18 protein-coding genes are annotated in these 16330 nt (G+C 48.9%); 16 read left to right on the top strand and 2 right to left on the bottom strand.

The features are described from left to right. From Q0605_RS00370 to Q0605_RS00350, 5 genes are all read left to right on the top strand, one after another. On the top strand, positions 1 to 588 hold the full coding sequence (locus Q0605_RS00370) for a lipid-binding SYLF domain-containing protein (RefSeq protein ID WP_298703253.1): 588 nt from the start codon (positions 1 to 3) through the stop codon (positions 586 to 588). 173 nt (positions 589 to 761) lie between these two features. Next, positions 762 to 953 carry a hypothetical protein gene (locus Q0605_RS00365; protein WP_298703252.1) on the top strand — a complete coding sequence of 64 codons (192 nt, stop codon included), beginning with the start codon at positions 762 to 764 and terminating at the stop codon, positions 951 to 953. A gap of 29 nt (positions 954 to 982) precedes the next feature. Next, positions 983 to 1546: a DedA family protein gene (locus tag Q0605_RS00360; protein ID WP_297914856.1), complete on the top strand. Its 564-nt coding sequence runs from the start codon at positions 983 to 985 to the stop codon at positions 1544 to 1546. A gap of 2 nt (positions 1547 to 1548) precedes the next feature. Continuing rightward, the gene (locus Q0605_RS00355; protein ID WP_298703251.1) at positions 1549 to 2325 is read left to right on the top strand and encodes a ribonuclease domain-containing protein; all 777 of its coding nucleotides are present in this window, start codon (positions 1549 to 1551) and stop codon (positions 2323 to 2325) included. After that, complete coding sequence (locus Q0605_RS00350) at positions 2322 to 2603, top strand: barstar family protein (RefSeq protein ID WP_298703250.1); 282 nt, start codon at positions 2322 to 2324, stop codon at positions 2601 to 2603. The genes Q0605_RS00355 and Q0605_RS00350 overlap by 4 nt, the downstream gene beginning before the upstream one ends. A gap of 100 nt (positions 2604 to 2703) precedes the next feature. Here the strand turns inward: Q0605_RS00350 and Q0605_RS00345 are convergent, their stop codons facing one another. After that, positions 2704 to 3147: a hypothetical protein gene (locus Q0605_RS00345; protein WP_298703249.1), complete on the bottom strand. Its 444-nt coding sequence runs from the start codon at positions 3145 to 3147 to the stop codon at positions 2704 to 2706. Between the two features lie 380 nt (positions 3148 to 3527). Beyond that, complete coding sequence (locus Q0605_RS00340; protein WP_297944227.1) at positions 3528 to 3905, bottom strand: hypothetical protein; 378 nt, start codon at positions 3903 to 3905, stop codon at positions 3528 to 3530. A gap of 138 nt (positions 3906 to 4043) precedes the next feature. Between Q0605_RS00340 and gap the strand changes: the two genes are divergently transcribed. The 11 genes from gap (at position 4044) to Q0605_RS00285 (ending at position 16329) form a co-directional block, all read left to right on the top strand. Beyond that, positions 4044 to 5048: a type I glyceraldehyde-3-phosphate dehydrogenase gene (gene gap, locus Q0605_RS00335; protein WP_005873308.1), complete on the top strand. Its 1005-nt coding sequence runs from the start codon at positions 4044 to 4046 to the stop codon at positions 5046 to 5048. Between the two features lies 1 nt (position 5049). Next, positions 5050 to 6258 carry a phosphoglycerate kinase gene (locus Q0605_RS00330; RefSeq protein WP_298703248.1) on the top strand — a complete coding sequence of 403 codons (1209 nt, stop codon included), beginning with the start codon at positions 5050 to 5052 and terminating at the stop codon, positions 6256 to 6258. Further along, entirely contained in the window at positions 6258 to 6953 is a 696-nt protein-coding gene (locus Q0605_RS00325; RefSeq protein WP_298703247.1) for a triose-phosphate isomerase, read from the top strand. Before Q0605_RS00330 ends, Q0605_RS00325 begins: the two co-directional genes overlap by 1 nt. 407 nt (positions 6954 to 7360) lie before the next feature. Continuing rightward, positions 7361 to 8188, top strand: a complete 828-nt coding sequence (fabI, locus tag Q0605_RS00320) for an enoyl-ACP reductase FabI (RefSeq protein ID WP_298703246.1) — start codon at positions 7361 to 7363, stop codon at positions 8186 to 8188. A 139-nt stretch (positions 8189 to 8327) separates the two neighbouring features. Then, positions 8328 to 8555, top strand: coding sequence for a hypothetical protein (locus tag Q0605_RS00315; protein ID WP_298703245.1), 228 nt, complete (start codon positions 8328 to 8330; stop codon positions 8553 to 8555). Positions 8556 to 8811: 256 nt separating this feature from the next. Next, positions 8812 to 10146 carry a 3'-5' exonuclease gene (locus Q0605_RS00310; protein WP_298703244.1) on the top strand — a complete coding sequence of 445 codons (1335 nt, stop codon included), beginning with the start codon at positions 8812 to 8814 and terminating at the stop codon, positions 10144 to 10146. Next, complete coding sequence (locus tag Q0605_RS00305) at positions 10136 to 10990, top strand: DNA ligase (protein WP_298703243.1); 855 nt, start codon at positions 10136 to 10138, stop codon at positions 10988 to 10990. Before Q0605_RS00310 ends, Q0605_RS00305 begins: the two co-directional genes overlap by 11 nt. A 52-nt stretch (positions 10991 to 11042) precedes the next feature. Continuing rightward, positions 11043 to 12032, top strand: a complete 990-nt coding sequence (gene galE / locus Q0605_RS00300; protein ID WP_298703241.1) for a UDP-glucose 4-epimerase GalE — start codon at positions 11043 to 11045, stop codon at positions 12030 to 12032. Positions 12033 to 12113: 81 nt separating this feature from the next. Next, positions 12114 to 13652, top strand: a complete 1539-nt coding sequence (locus tag Q0605_RS00295) for an oligosaccharide flippase family protein (RefSeq protein WP_298703239.1) — start codon at positions 12114 to 12116, stop codon at positions 13650 to 13652. After that, a complete protein-coding gene (locus Q0605_RS00290; RefSeq protein ID WP_298703237.1) occupies positions 13649 to 15271 on the top strand; it encodes a Coenzyme F420 hydrogenase/dehydrogenase, beta subunit C-terminal domain in 1623 nt (540 codons plus the stop codon). The genes Q0605_RS00295 and Q0605_RS00290 overlap by 4 nt, the downstream gene beginning before the upstream one ends. Beyond that, positions 15268 to 16329 carry a polysaccharide pyruvyl transferase family protein gene (locus Q0605_RS00285; RefSeq protein ID WP_298703235.1) on the top strand — a complete coding sequence of 354 codons (1062 nt, stop codon included), beginning with the start codon at positions 15268 to 15270 and terminating at the stop codon, positions 16327 to 16329. The genes Q0605_RS00290 and Q0605_RS00285 overlap by 4 nt, the downstream gene beginning before the upstream one ends. Position 16330 lies beyond the last annotated feature (1 nt).

Raw genomic sequence — 16330 nt, 5'->3', positions numbered from 1 at the left:
ATGAAAAAATTTATAATCGCTTTATTTTTGCTTTTTAACGCGGCATTTGCCGATGATGAGCTCATCATCAACAGCGCAAGCGCCTATTCGTCGGTAATGCGCACAAACTCGCAGTACAAATATCTAGCGCAGCAAGCCCGCGCGATAGTGATCTTTCCGAGCGTCAAAAAGCTGGGCTTCATCATAGGCGGAATGTACGGCGAGGGGATCATCATCTACAATAACGACGGCGCGCGCAGCGTAAGCGGCGCAGAGATCAGCAGCGCCAGCATCGGACTTCAGATCGGCTACGAGGATAACTACCTAGTCATTTTCGTGATGAACGACGACGTGATCGAAAAGATGCGAAAATCCCAAATCACGCTCTCAGGCGATGCGACGGCGGTCGCGGGCAATTACAGCGCGGATTCGGGCGCACTGGACGTGCTAAATCAGGATATGTACGTCTTTACGAACAAGGGTGGATTATTCGCTGGCGTGAGCCTGGGCGGCTCGGTGCTGGAGACTAAAAACGATCGCGCTTTTGATCCAAACAGCGACGGCTACGCGTTTTTGATGCGCATAATCGGCGCGGAGGGCGGATATTGATTTTAAAGAACATAGCCTGTGCGCGCTTCGGCGGCCAAATTTAGCCGAAATTTAGTCCGACGATAGCAGGCTAAATTTAAACGTTTATAAAATTTAGCGCCGCTTGCTTGCGAAACTTTGCAAATTTTAACTTAGCGTTTTTCTAAATTTAGCTTCGTACGAGCCTTTAAGTCGTGCAGATCGAGCTTTATGCGGTAGCCATCGCAAAACGTGGAATTTGCCTGCTCGTCGTGTGTAAATTTAGAGCTTTAAATTTAGCTGCCGCGTCGCAAGCCCGCAAAATCAAAAGAGCGTATGCTAATAAATTTTGTCGCAGCGGAATTTCGGCGCATAAAAGCCTCGAAATTTTGAAATTTAAAACCTAAAATTTAATAGAATTTTATGAAAGGATTTGATGGAGTCGATGTTTGAAAACCTCCATACGTGGGGGTATCTGATACTGTTTTTATATTCGCTGGGCGGAGGATTTTTGGCGCTTGCGGCGGCGGGCGTGCTAAGCTCAGCCGGCGAGCTCAATATCGTCTTATGCATCGTAATCGCCTGCATATCGAACTTCATAGGCGATTCGGGGCTGTTTTTAGTAAGCCGCTACAATAAAAAAGAGATCATGCCATATCTGCGCAAACAGCGCCGAAACCTCGCTTTGGCGCAGATTTTATTTCGTAAATACGGCGACCGTATAATTTTAATCAAAAAATTTATCTACGGCCTCAAAACCCTCGTGCCGATCGCGATCGGTATCACAAAATATTCATTTTTAAAATTTAGCGTCATCAATGCCGTAAGCTCGCTTATTTGGGCGCTTGTGGTGGGGTTACTGAGCTACTACGCGGGCGATTTCGTGCGCGAGCTCTATGTGCACATTAAGGACGCGCCGTGGATCGCTCCGCTGGCTCTAGGCGCGATAGTAGCGGCGATCGTGCTCTATTTTCGCTTCGCCACGCGCAAAAGAGGCTAGCGGTGGCAAAAAAGCTGATCCCGCTCGCAATTTTTGCAGCACTTCTTTTGGCGCTAAATTTTATCTCCAATTCGCGCGGCTCCGCGGCTAAAGATGAGCGGGTTTTTACCTCCAAAACCCTGGATGCTGCGTCGCGTAAAAGCGGCGTGCAAAATTCAAAAAACGGCGCCGATCGTAAAATTTCAAGCTCACAAAATCCTGCAAGTGGCGCCGGTGCAAAAGATGAGAGCGGCGAAAAGGGCGCATATAGCACGAATATAGACGGCGCAAGAAGCGCAGACGGCGGGACAGGGCGCGGGGCGGATCTAGGAGATTTAAAATCTCATCCGCAAGCAAACGAGCCCGCCGAGGCAAATTCTAAAGATGAGGCGGATATCCACAGGCGGAGCAGCGCAGATTACGAAGCTTCAAACTCGCAAAATCCCGCCGAAAATTCTAAAAATCAGCTCGCGGACGAGCCCTGCATAAGCAGGGAGTGCGTGAGCGCTCATATCCGCCGTACGGGCTCTTTGCCGCAAAATTTTATCACGAAAAAGCAGGCCGGTGAGCTCGGCTGGCAGGGCGGCGATCTGTGGCGATACGCGCGCGGCAAAAGCATAGGCGGCGATCGTTTCGGCAATTTCGAGCGCAGGCTGCCTGATAAAAAGGGGCGGATTTGGCGCGAGTGCGATATCGAGTATCGCGGTGGCCCGCGCAGCGCGAAACGGCTGATATTTTCAAACGACGGGCTGATCTTCTACACCGCCGATCATTACGAAAGCTTCGAGCGCGTACAATGAGCTTAAATTTTAAAACGCGCAGCGCCGCAAAGATCATCATCGACGGCGCAAAGATTAGGCGCAAAGATCAAATTTTCGCGCTATTTGCCGCAGCGCTAAATTTCGAGCCAGAATACGTCGCAAATTTAGACGCGCTCTACGACGCGCTGGGCGAGCGAGGCGGGCAGGTCTTAGTCGTCATCAAAAGGGGCGGAATTTTAAAGCTAAGGCTGGGCAAATTTTATGATATTTTGCTGGATGTTTTGCGCAGCGGCGAGGCGAATATTTTAATGCTATGAGTTTTGCGGCGCCCTCGTCATCTCAAAGCTAAATTTTGCCGAGGCAAAGATAGGTTTGTTTCGGCGCAGTTTCGAGCGTGCTCTTAAAATTTACTGAATTTTAGAGCTTATTAAAAGAGGCGATTTTAGAAATTTCGCTCACAAAGCTCACGCGGTCAAATTTAAACTCAAGCCCATACTGCCAATCTTTGCGGCGCAGGTTTTTAAACTCGTAAAGCTTAACCGTCTCCGTTTCAAATTTAACCCTAAGCGCGAGATACCAGCAGCTCCAGATCCCGCACGGACAGCCCAGTAGAACGACATCTCGCTCATCTTGCGCCAAATCGGCTTCAAGCGCCACACGTAAAAATAGCTCCTCAAAATCGATCAAGTTTAAGTAGGCGTAGCTTCCCGCGATGCTAGCTTGCCCCTCTTTCGCCGCAAAGCTTTGCTCGCGCCGTTTAATCAGCTCAAGCAGGGGCTCGCCGTTTATCGCAACGACGACTTCGGTAAAGCTTTCACCCTCAATTTCGTAATCGTTTAGGTAAAATTTAACGCTATCCATGCGGCAATCTCACTAAATGATCTATTTTGTGCCGTATTTGCACCGGCCTGCTAAAATTTCAGCGCAGTTTAGCGAATTTGAAGTGAAATTCGGTTGAAAATCAAAAAAATTCGCTGGTAAAGCGCAGATCAAATGGGTATTTTGTAAAATTTAGGGATTTCGGGCTTGCGGAGCTTGCTTTCAGTGAGCACAAACTTAAATTCGCAAAAAAGCTCAATTTGTGTAGATGAAAGAAGTGAAAACACAAAGATTAAATTTCATCACAAATCAAAGAGACCGAAACGAGAGTTAAATTTTGCTATGGATAAAGAAGCTGAAATGAGAAACGAGGGGCTAAATTTAATTCGCTTTTCGGGCGCTTAAATTTAGCCCCGCCGCGGCTACATCATTTCGCCGCTTTTGTGCTCGTGCTCGGTGTAGGTTACCGGAATATCCTTCTTGCCTTTTCCCGGTGTATACACTCCCTCTCCGCGTTTGAAAAGAAGCTCGATGCCTTCGGCGTTAGTAAGCATTATACCGCTTGCGGAAGCAGCGCGTTTAAGATTATGCTTTTTACCTTTTTCGTCGGTTAACACGCCCGTTGCGAACATATCGTTCGAGCTAAGGCTGATGCGCTTATCCCCGGTCTCTCCTAGCAGAAATACGATCGTGTGCGCTACAGACTCTTGCTTTTGCTGCGGAGCCGTATCGGCCTTAGGTTGGTTGCATCCGCTTAAAATCGCGATTGCCGCTAATGACGAGAATACAATTCGTCTCATTTTTTCTCCTTTAAAAAAAAGTTCGCGAATTATATAGCCAAAAAGTAAATCCTAGATTTCGCGACTTTTTATTTAATCAAAGATTAACCCAAATTTAGTAAAATTCTAGCTGAAAACATCCCAAATAAGGAGAACCTTATGGCAGTAAAAATCGCAATTAACGGCTTTGGAAGGATCGGTAGGTGCGCGGCTAGAATTGCGCTAAGCAGGGACGATGTGGAGCTTGTGGCGATCAACGATACCGCTAAGCGCGAGCTTACGAGATACCTGCTTCAATACGACACGGTTCACGGCGAATTTCGTAAAAAAGTAGAAATTCTAAGCGACGAATGCATAGCCGTAGACGGCAAAAAGATCCGCGTCTATTCCACCAGAGAGCCTGCGGAGCTTGATTTTGCAGGCGATGGTGCAGAAGCTGTGCTTGAATGTACTGGTGCGTTTTTAACGAGCGAAAAATGCAAGCCGTTCATAGATAACGGTATCGGCGTAGTCGTAATGAGCGCGCCTGCCAAGGATGATACGCCCACTTTTGTAATCGGCGTTAATGAGGGCGCTTATGCAGGACAACGCGTCATCTCAAACGCTAGCTGCACCACTAACGGCCTGGCTCCGATTGCAAAAATTCTAGACGATGAGCTTGGTATCGAAAAGGGTCTGATGACGACGATTCATGCCTATACGCACGGACAGAGCCTAGTCGATGTAAAAGCTAAGGACTTTCGCCGTTCACGCGCTGCGGCTCTTAATATCGCTCCGACCACGACGGGTGCGGCAAAAGCGATTAGTAAGGTACTTCCGCAGCTAAGCGGTAAGATGCACGGACAATCTGTACGCGTGCCGGTAGCTAACGTATCGATGGTTGATCTAACGGTGCTAACGCGCAAGCAGACGAGCGCCGAGGAGCTAAACGAAATTTTCCGCCGCTATGCCTCTAAAGAGATGAAAGGAATTTTGCTCGTAGACGACGATAGCCGTGTCAGCAGTGATTTTTGTACTTCAGAATACTCCAGCATCGTAGCTAGCGACTGCACGCAGGTAATTGACGGCAATCTGATAAAAGTGATGAGCTGGTATGACAACGAGTGGGGATATAGCGAGCGCCTCATAGATTTAGCCTTATATGCGGCAAAAAGAAGGAAATAAGATGGGCGAAATTCTTTCGATTAAAGATTTGAAATTTAAAGACGGCGCGCGCGTTTTTATCAGGTGCGATTTTAACGTGCCTATGGATGAGTTTTGTAATATTACGGACGATCGTCGCATCCGTTCGTCTATCCCTACGATTAAATATTGCTTAGACGAGGGCTGCGCGGTAATTTTAGCCAGCCACTTAGGACGCCCGAAAAACGGATACGAAGAAAGACTTAGCCTAAAGCCTGTGGTAAAGAGGCTATCTAGGCTTTTGGAGCGCGAGATAAAATTTGTCTCTGATGTCGCGGGCGAGGAAGCTGGAGCTGCGGTAAATTCGCTTAAAAAGGGCGAAGTGCTTTTGCTAGATAATCTGCGCTTCGAAAAGGGCGAGAGCAAAAACGACGAAGCACTAGCTAAGAGGCTTGCGAGCTACGCGGAATTTTATATCAACGACGCTTTTGGTGTATGCCACCGCGCGCATGCTTCGGTAGAGGCGATTACGAAATTCTACGATGAGGCACACAAAGCGGCGGGATTTTTGCTGCTAAAAGAGATAAAATTTGCTAAAGACCTTATTAAAGATCCTGCGCGTCCTTTCGTAGCCGTAACGGGCGGCAGCAAAGTAAGCGGCAAGCTTCAGGCGCTTAAGAATTTACTTCCTAAAGTCGATAAGCTCATCATCGGAGGCGGCATGGCGTTTACGTTTTTAAAAGCCGTCGGATATGACATCGGCAAATCTTTGCTCGAAGAGGATCTAATCGAGGAAGCAAAAAATATTCTCCGCAATGCTCGCGAGCTTGGGGTTAAAATTTATATCCCCGTCGATGCCGTCGCAGCTCCGCAATGCTCGCAAGATGCCGTTACAAAAAAGGTTACCGTCCAAGAAATTCCAAGCGATTGGATGGGGCTAGATATCGGGCCTGCGACCGTAGCGCTTTTTAAAGAAGCCCTAGACGATGCACAAACGATCTGGTGGAACGGACCGATGGGGGTTTTTGAGATCGATAAATTCGCTCGCGGCAGCCTGTATATATCGCACGCGATCGCAGATAGCGACGCCACGACCGTAGTGGGCGGCGGCGATACCGCAGATGTCGTCGAACGCGCTGGCAACGCCGACGATATGACTTTTATTTCTACCGGAGGCGGCGCGAGCTTAGAACTCATCGAGGGCAAGGAGCTGCCGGGCGTGCGAGTGCTTACTGCTAAAACGGAGCTGTGATGATACTGGCAGCGAATCTTAAATGCAACCATACTCGCGCTAGTTTTGAGCGGTACGCTAAAGCTTTAGATGAAGGCTTAGCGGGCGGAATTTCGCGCGAGGATGAAATTTTAGTTTTTCCTCCCGCTAGCGCATTTTGCGCGAAAGTGAAAAATTTTACTCAAGGTGCGCAAAATTTCTATCCTGCCGCGCACGGCAGCTTTACGGGTGAGATCGGCGGTGATATGCTGGCGGAATTTGACATCAAAACCGTTCTTATCGGTCACAGCGAGCGGCGCGCCATTTTGGGCGAGAGCGCGGAGCTGATAAGAGAGAAATTCAGTTTTGCCGCAGCGCAGGGCTGGCGCATCGTCTTTTGCGTCGGCGAGGATGAGGCGGCATTTGCGCAAAACCGCAGCGAGGAGTTTGTAGCGACACAGCTTGATGGTATCGATCTGAAATATCCGAGCTTAGTACTAGCCTACGAGCCCGTCTGGGCGATCGGTACGGGCAGAAGTGCGCAGTGCGAGCAAATCGAAAGAATGCTGAAGTTTTTAGGCACCAAAAGCTCAGCACCTCTACTTTACGGAGGCAGCGTAAATGCTGAAAATATCGCAAAAATTTGCGCGATAAGAGGTTGCGACGGGGTGCTAGTGGGTACGGCGAGCTGGGACGCCTCTAGCTTTTTGGAACTTATTAGCGCGTCATCTCGCTGACGTCTTTAAATGATTTTGTAAATTTCGCCCTGCGACAGGCTATATGCCTAGTCTTGGGACGAAATTTACTTCTTCTATTTATAGCTACAAGTGTAGCGAAGTAGAAAACATTTAAATTCGCCTAGCGATATTTCCGCTTGTCGATTTGCGTTTTGACGGCGATTGACTTCAAATTTAAGTTGCAAAATTTTAAGTCGCCTAGTCTAGCTTTGCGATACTGCCGCTATCAAATTTGGGTTCAAATTTGAATTGCAATTTTTAAGTCAAATTGCGAAGGATTTTGAGATGATTTTTGGGGCTTTGCAGTTAAAATTTTGCGTAGGCTAGACATATAGTCTGCCGAGCAAAATTTTAACAAAATCGCCAAAAAGCGCTCAAAAGCCAAGCAAAATTAGAAAGGAGAAATAATGATTTTAAAAGGAAAAAAGGGCCTCATCGTCGGCGTCGCTAACGCCAAATCCATCGCTTACGGCATCGCCGAAGCTTGTCACGCGCAGGGCGCGCAGATGGCGTTTACCTACCTAAACGACGCGCTGAAAAAACGCGTAGAGCCGATCGCGGAGGAGTTTGGAAGCAAATTCGTCTATGAGCTTGACGTAAACAACCCAGCTCACTTAGACGGGCTTGCGGATCACATCAAAGCAGACCTTGGCGAGATAGATTTCGTCGTGCACGCAGTGGCCTATGCGCCCAAAGAAGCGCTTGAAGGCGAGTTTGTAAATACTACAAAAGAGGCGTTTGATATCGCGATGGGCACGAGCGTGTATTCGCTACTGAGCCTCACGCGCGCGGTGCTGCCGGTGCTAAAAGAGGGTGGCTCGGTGCTAACTCTAACCTACCTCGGAGGGCCGAAATTCGTGCCTCACTACAACGTTATGGGCGTCGCAAAAGCGGCGCTTGAAAGCTCCGTGCGCTACCTCGCTCACGATCTTGGCACGCGCGGTATCCGCGTAAACGCTATCAGCGCGGGTCCGATCAAGACGCTTGCCGCAAGCGGTATCGGCGACTTTAGGATGATTTTGCGCTATAACGAGATCAACGCGCCGCTCAAGCGCAACGTCACGACGCAAGACGTCGGCAAAAGCGCGATGTATCTACTCAGCGACCTAGCTAGCGGCGTGACGGGCGAGGTGCACTACGTCGACTGCGGCTACAACATCATGGGCATGGGCGACGTGGCTACCGACGCCGAGGGTAAGACGATCCTTGCGTGGGATGCGGCCAAGGCCGAATAAGCGGCGTGCAAAAAGGGCAAAATTTGACGCGTGCAGTTTTTTACGACGATAGTCATAGGCGGATAGCAGAAGGCAGCATAGAGGGCATCGCCGCCGTTTTGCGAGGTGATGACGAGGCCGAGAAAGCTTCGCTTCTGTCGTGCCTCAGTTTTACCTTGATTCATATTGCGGCTGCGCGCCGGCGTTTGAGAGCGAAATTTTTGCCATTTTGCGGGAACTGCTTCTGAGCGAGCGTTCGCAAGCTATCAGAGACGATATTTTGCAGCTTTTGGGCGATTACTGCAGCGATTTTAGCTTGCTGCGAAGCAGGATTTGCGAGGCGTCCGGCGAGCTTTTGCCGGGTATCAAGCGCTTGATCGAAAGATAAATTTAACGACCGGCGCGCTTTTGCTCACGGTAATTGCGTCGCGCCGAGCAGTAGCGAAATTTGCCGCGCCTCCGCATACGCCCCTTTCTGTTGCGAAAATGCGGCAGCGCAAAATTTAAAAGTTGGAAGCGGTGATGAGAACCTTGAATGAGCGAGGAGCTAGGTCTAGCGAGCATACTTAAAACGGTATGAAGATAGAGGATTATTTCAGAGCCGTTTTTGAAAAAAGCGGTAAAAGCCGCTAGAAAGGAGCTTTATGAAAAAGGATTATATCTGCGTATTCGACTGCGAGACGATACCCGACGTAGCGACGCTGGTGCGGGTGCTGGATGAGGAAGCGATTGCGGACTGCTTTGAGCCTTTCGATAAAAAAAGCTTCGCAAAGCTTCTTGACGCGCAGCTCTCGCAAAAGATCGGCGGCGAGAAACAAAACGCGTCTTTAAATTTTGCTGTAAATTCGGCGGAGCAGAATTTTAAAATAGAAAATTCCGAGCAAAATTCTGCGCCTCAAAGCTTCGCGAGTGAAAATTCCGCTGAAAATCCCGCGCAAGGAAATTCTGTGAGCGAAAATTTAGCGCCGCAAAATACCGCGCCTAAAAATTCCGCGTCGCTAAATTTAACCTACGACGATATCTCGCCTCAAGGCTCCGCGGCACAGGGCGCCGCGATAGAAAATTCCGCGCCGCAAAGCCCTGCGCCTCAGAATTTCTCGGCGGAAAGCTCTACATCCCGAAGCTCCTCATCCAAAAGCTCAAAGAGCGAAAATCCCGCTTTAAATTCCACGCAAGATCCCGCGTTAAACGCGCTAAATTTTAAAATTTACGGCGAGCAATTGATCTTTAACGCGGATAAAAGCAAAATTTTAAACCACAAATTGCTCTCGCTGAGGGCGATGGAAATTTTCAAAGAAAAAACCGGCAGCGAATTCCTGCCCGTCTGTTTCCACCGCGTCGTTAGCATTAGCGCCGTGATGGCGGACGGATTCGGCAGGTTTTTGCGCGTCTCGACTCTTGAGGGCGAGAATGAGCGCGATAAAATCGCAAAATTCCTAACCTTCATCGAGGATTTTAATCCGCGCCTCGTGAGCTTCAACGGGCGCGGGTTCAATCTGCCGATGATTATGGCGCGCGCGATGTGCTATGATCTAAGCGCCGCGGCGTATTTTGAGACGAACGATCGCGATAACAACAAGAGCAAATGGGAGAACTACCGCAGCCGCTACGACGGGCGGTTTCATTTGGATCTGCTCGATCACATCAGCGATTTTGGCGCCGTTCGCGGGCTCAAACTTGATCATATCTGCGCCAGCGTGGGCCTTCCCGGCAAATACGACGTGCACGGCGATCAGGTCCTGCAGCTGTATTACGGCGGCGAGCAGGCCAAGATCGACGAGTACTGCAGATCCGACGTACTCAACACCTACTGGCTGTTTTTAAAATACGAGCTTTTGCGCGGTAAGATCACCAAGGACGATTATTTGAATTACATCGCCGTAATGGGCGAATTTTTGCAAAAAGAGTGCGCGGGCATGAGCTACACGTCCGTTTTTTGCGACTTTATAGAAAGGGAGCTGGCGGCATATGCGAAGTGAAATTTTTAAAATTTTAAAAGGTGCTGTTTTTGGCGCGCTGTTTTTGGTCTGCGGCGCGGTCGCGGATGAGGCTAAATTTAAACCGATGCTGCTTAAAGAGTACGTCCCCGGCATGAATATCACGGGCTGGGTGATCAGCGAGAAGCTAGACGGCGTGCGCGCGATCTGGGACGGCAAAAATCTGCGCTCCAGGCGCGGCAAGATCATAAACGCTCCCGAGGGCTGGAGCGCGGGCTTTCCGCCGTTTTTCGTGGACGGCGAGCTATACACGGCGCGCGGGGAGTTTGAACAGCTCGTCTCGATCGTCTCTTCTAGCGTGCCCGATGAGCGCTGGAGCAGGGTAAAATTTTACGCCTTCGATCTACCGAAGGAGCAAAAAAATTTAAGCGCGAAGATGGAAATTTTAAGAAATTTTATCGCCTCAAGCGGCGCGCAAAATTTACTGATCGTGCAGCAAACTCCGGTAAGCACGCACGCAGACGTGCAGGCGTATTTTGATCGCGTCATCGCAGCAGGCGGCGAGGGGGTCGTACTGCGCGATCCAAACGCGCTTTATGAGAGCGGGCGCAGCGATAAAATTTTAAAATACAAAAAGACGCACGATAGCGATTGCAAGGTCGTAAAAATCAACCCGGGCTACGGCAAAAATGAGGGCAAGATGGGCTCGCTTAGCTGCGTGGATCTACGTAGCGGAGTGAAATTTAAAGTAGGCACGGGCTTTAGCGACGAAATGCGGGCAAATCCGCCTAAGGTGGGCACGGTCATCACCTATCAATACCAAAACCTAACCCGCGAGAAAAAGCCGCGCTTCCCCGTATTTTTGCGCGTGCGACCAGCGATTTAATCTAAGGGGCTATAATCGCGTATTTTGATAAATTTGATCCGAAGGAGAATAGATGAAAATTTTAATCACCGGCGGCGCTGGATATATCGGTAGCCACGTTGCAAAGGCGCTTTTAGAAGCGAACCGCCACGACGTCGTCATACTGGATAATCTTTGCAAAGGCTCGATGCGAGCGATCGAGGCGCTTCGCGACGTGGGCGAGTTTGAGTTCGTGCAGGAAAGCCTAGAAAACACCCCTGCGATCGAGAAGCTTTTTGGGCGCGAGAAGTTTGATGCGATCATTCACTTTGCGGCGTTTATCGAGGTTTTTGAAAGCACGCAAAATCCGCTAAAATACTATCTAAACAACACCGCCAACGCGATGAATTTGATCGCGCTTGCGAACAAATACGGCGTGAAAGATTTTATCTTTAGCTCCACGGCAGCGACCTATGGCGAGCCGGACATCCCGCAAGTAAGCGAGGAAACTCCGCAAAATCCAATCAATCCGTACGGCAGAAGCAAGTTGATGGTCGAGTGGGTGCTAAAAGATACGGCGGCGGCAAATCCAAATTTTAAATACGGAATTTTGCGCTACTTCAACGTTGCAGGTGCGGCTAGCGACGGCACGATCGGGCAAAACTACCCGAACGCGACGCATCTAATTAAGGTTGCGACCCAAACGATCGTCGGCAAGCGCGATAAGATGAGCATTTTCGGCGATGATTACGATACCAAAGACGGCACCTGCATACGCGACTACATCCACGTAGAGGACCTCGCAAGCGCGCATCTGGCGGTGCTTGATTATCTGCAAAGCGGTGAGAGCGCGGTCTTTAACGTAGGCTACGGCACGGGCTTTAGCGTAAAAGAGGTCGTCAATGAAGCTAAAAAAGTAAGCGGCGTAAATTTTAAAGTAGAGATCGCTCCGCGCAGAGCGGGGGATCCTGCCTGCCTCATCTCAAACGCCGATAAAATTCGCACCAAAACCTCTTGGCAGCCTGAGCACGAGAGCCTAGATGAGATCATCCTAAGCGCGCTTAATTGGGAAAAAAAGCTCTAGGTTCTAGCGTGAAAGTGCGATTTGAAATTTTAAAATTTTACTCCGCCGCGTTTAATAGCGGCGAGCAAAAGGAAGCCTTGTTTGCTTAAAATTCTAAACGCCCCCGAAGCCGCGCAGCGCAAGCTCGGCGTCGTGCTATCGTATGTGAATATCTTTGTTTCTACGATACTTACTTTGGTTTATACGCCGTTTTTTCTGCGGGCGCTGGGGCAGAGCGAGTTTGGGCTGTATTCTTTAGCTAGCAGTGTTATTGGCTATTTGGCGATTTTGGATTTAGGCTTTGGTAACGCCGTGACGGTCTATACCGCCAAATACGTCTCAAGCGGCGAAGTGGAGCGCATGCATAAGCTGCACGGCACGATTTTTAGCGTGTATTTGGTAATGAGCGCGGTGATCGTGATTGCAGGAGCTGCGCTGCTAGCTAATCTGCACGCGATTTTTGGCGCTAAGCTAAGCGCTAGTGAGATGGGCGAAATTCGCATTATGCTAATGCTACTAACTGTAAATTTAGCGATTAGCTTTCCTTTTAGCATCTATTCGTCGATCCTTACGGCGCATGAGAATTTCGTATTTATCAAGTTAATTGGGATCTTTCGTACGATCGCTCTGCCACTAGCTGCGGTGCCTACGCTACTTTTGGGATATAAGGCTATCGCGATCGTAATCATCGCTACGGCGGTAAATTTAATCTGCGTCGCGGCAGATTTCATCTACTGCAAGCGTAAAGTCTCGCCCGTGATAAGCGTGCGAAATTTCGACGCCTCCACGCTTAAGCAAATTTTTGGCTACTCGTTTTTTATATTTTTAGGCATCGTAGTCGATCAAGTAAACTGGAATGTCGATAATTTTATCTTAGGCGCGGTCGCAGGCGCTACAGCGGTCTCCACGTATGCCGTAGCAAGCACAATAAATGCCACTTTCGTCACGCTTTCGCTCACCATTAGCGGCGTAATGCTTCCTAAAATTGCCAAAATGGTTTCTGCCAACTCCACTGATTCCGAGCTTAGCGCAGAATTTATCAAAATAGGCAGGTTGCAATTTTACGTGATATTTTTTATCGCGTCGCTTTTGGTGATTTTTGGGCGGGAGTTTATCGTGCTATGGGCTGGCGCAAATTATGAAATTTCATACGCGATCGCGCTTATTTTGGTGCTTCCAGTAAGCGTGCCGTTGATTCAAAATTTAGGCTTAGCTGTGCTTCAGGCAAAAAACAAAGTCAAATTTCGCTCAATCGCCGCGTTTTGCGTCACGCTCGCAAATATCGCTATTTCTATTCCGCTAGCTAAGGCTTACGGTGGCGTGGGCGCTGCGTGCGGCACGGCTTTTGCGATCACCTTGCTAAATATCTGCGTGATGAATATCTACTATGCTCGTGTAATCGGACTTGACATCGCTAAATTTTGGCGAAATATCGGCGCGATGGTAGTAAAATTTGCTCCCGCAATCGCAGTAAGCCTAGCGATAAATTACGCATTAGGTTTACATGGAGTGAGCTTTTTGCTAATTTGCGGCGGGCTTTATTCGGCTATGTTTGTGCTAAGCGCGTATTTTTGGGCGATGAACGACTATGAGCGCGCGATTTTTGGTGGCATTGCAGCTAAGATAAGGAGGCGGGCTTGAGCTTCAATGTAATTAGTGAAGTGGTTACGAAAGACCGCTGTATCGGTTGCGGCGTCTGCGCGAGCAGCTGCCCTTTTAGTGTGCTAAAAATGCGGCTTGGAGGCAATGGATTTTACGCGCCCGAGGAGGGCGAAGGGTGCCGCGACAAATGCGACATCTGCCTAAAAGTCTGCCCGTTTTACGAAAAAGATACGCTTGAAAATGAGCTAAATTCTAAATCATACGCAGAGCTGGAAAGCTTTAGCCCTGATTTTGGCAGGTTTTTAGCCACTTACAAATTCTACAAAAAAGATGAAGCGCAGCGCCTAAGCAGTGCAAGCGGCGGTGCGGGAGATTATATTTTTCGCGAGCTTTTTGCGCGCGGGCTCATAGATTACGCGATTTGCGCCGTGCCCGCGGACGAAGGGGATTTTATAGCCCAAAATCCCAAGCGGGATTTTTCTGCCTGCAATAATTTAGCGCAGCCACAGAATTTGCAAAATTCCGCAACCAAAAATTCCGAGCAGAATTTCGCAATTCCGAATTTAACGCAGAATTTGGCGGATGATGATTCTATAAATTTTACGAGTACGCAAAATTCCTTTTGCGAAAATTTTACGCAGAATTCTATGCAGAATTTTACAAATGAAAATTTCGCGCAGAATTCTAAAGCTTCTTGTAAAAATTCCGTATCAGTGCAGAATTTTGCTTGCGAGAATTCTAAAAACACGCGAAATTATGCGGGCGAAAATTCCGTGCCGCTATTTAAATTTAGCGTGATAAAAAATGCCGATGAGCTTACTCGTGCGCGCTCGTCCGCTTACTATCCGCTCACGCTTGAAGCGGTGTTAAATGAGATGTCGCGCCGTGAGGGTAGATACGCGATCAGCGCGCTGCCGTGCTTTGCTAAGGCTTTAAGGCTTGCTGCGAGTAAAAATCCGCGCCTTAAATCCCGCATAAGCTTTATTATTGGGCTGGTTTGCGGACAGGGCAAGGGTGCTGGTTTTACGCATAAGCTGGCAGATCTTGCGTTTAAAGAGCGTAAGCAGCTCACGACGGTTAATTACAGATATAAAATCGCGGGCAAAAGTGCGATGAGCTTTGGCTTTAAATTTCGCGATGCAGACGGCAGTGAGGCGATAGACGATCGCAGTAGTAGCGCCTTTGCATACTGGAGCTCGCGCGCTTTTACGCCGCTTGCGTGCAACGCCTGCACCGACGTTTTTGCCAAATGCGCCGACGTCGTGCTGATGGATGCGTGGCTGCAAAGCGAAATGAGCGAGTGGCGCGGCACATCGCTCGTAATTACGCGCGCAGCTCAGATCGACGCGCTATTTTCGCAGCCTACGAAGCAGGCGCGCGAGGCGATTTTTTGCGAGCGGATATCCGCAGCAGAGGTGCAGCGCTCGCAGCAAAGCCAGGTGGAGTGCAAAAACGAAATTTTCTACGGCGTGAAAAATCCGCTTAGACGCTACATCTTGCGCCAGAAGCTTCAGATCCAGCGATATAGCGCTACGCATTTTGATTGTGATGATTTCATCTCTGCTAGGCTTAAAAAAATTGCCGCTGCGAATAAAGTGCTAGCGCTTTTGGCGCTACCAAAGATCGCGGCATATAAAATTTATAGGAAGTTTGCATGAAGATCGGGATTTTTACCCTGCCGCTAGTAAATAATTACGGCGGAATTTTACAAGCTTACGCGCTAAGCCGCGTGCTAGTGGGGCTTGGGCATGAGCCACGGCTTATAAACTTGCGCCTGCAAAGAAGCAAACTATCGATTGCGTATCTTAAATTTTTAGTGGCGCGCACGCTAAAAAAGGAGCTTTGCGGCGCAAAATTTAATCCCTCTTACGAGCGCGATACTAGCGAGTTTGTGGCTGAAAATATCCCTTTAACCGTGCCTGTTTGCATGCCTGCGGATTTAAAGGCGCTGTGCGAGAAAGAACGCTTTGAAGCGGTGATTTTAGGAAGCGATCAGGTTTTTCGCCCTAGCTATTTTGCGGATTTTGCAGATTGCTTTAGCCTTGGATTTTTGCCGGCTAACTGCACGCGGATCGCATATGCTGCAAGCTTCGGCGGAGATAGGCTCTGTGGGCTTAAAAATCCCGCAGATTTAAAAGCTCACGCTGCAAATTTGGCTAAATTTAAAGCTATTTCGGTGCGCGAGCGTGATGGTGTAAAGCTTGCGAGTGCATGCTTTGGTGTAAATGCGCATTGGGTACTGGATCCTACGCTTTTAGCTAACAAAGAGATTTACGATAAATTTTTAAGCCATGCGCCGCAGTGCAAGGGCTTTGCCTATATCCTAGATCCATCGCCTCGCTCAGAAGCGGCGATAGAGCTATTAAAGAAGCAAAACGGCCTAGAGATAGATGAGGTGAACGACCGCGGCAACCGCATCGGCATAAAAGCATGGCTAAGCGCTATTGCGGGCGCGGAGTTTGTGCTAACCGACTCATTTCACGGCTGCGTATTTTCTATAATCTTTAATAAGCCGTTTTTTGTGCTCGTTAATGCTAGTCGCGGCGCGTCGCGCTTTAGCTCACTTTTGGGCTCGTTCGGGCTTGAAGATAGAGCTTTGCAAGATCCCAAAGACGCGCGCTTGGACGCGACTATCGATTGGGATGGCGTAAATGAGGCGTTGCGCCGTAAAAGAGAGGATTCGATGAAATTTTTAAAAATAAGTTTAGGCTCATAAA

Origin of the sequence: uncultured Campylobacter sp., assembly GCF_938017705.1 — a bacterium.
In the GTDB taxonomy this organism is placed as follows: Bacteria; Campylobacterota; Campylobacteria; order Campylobacterales; family Campylobacteraceae; genus Campylobacter_B.
This window is presented reverse-complemented; position numbering and strand designations above follow the sequence as displayed.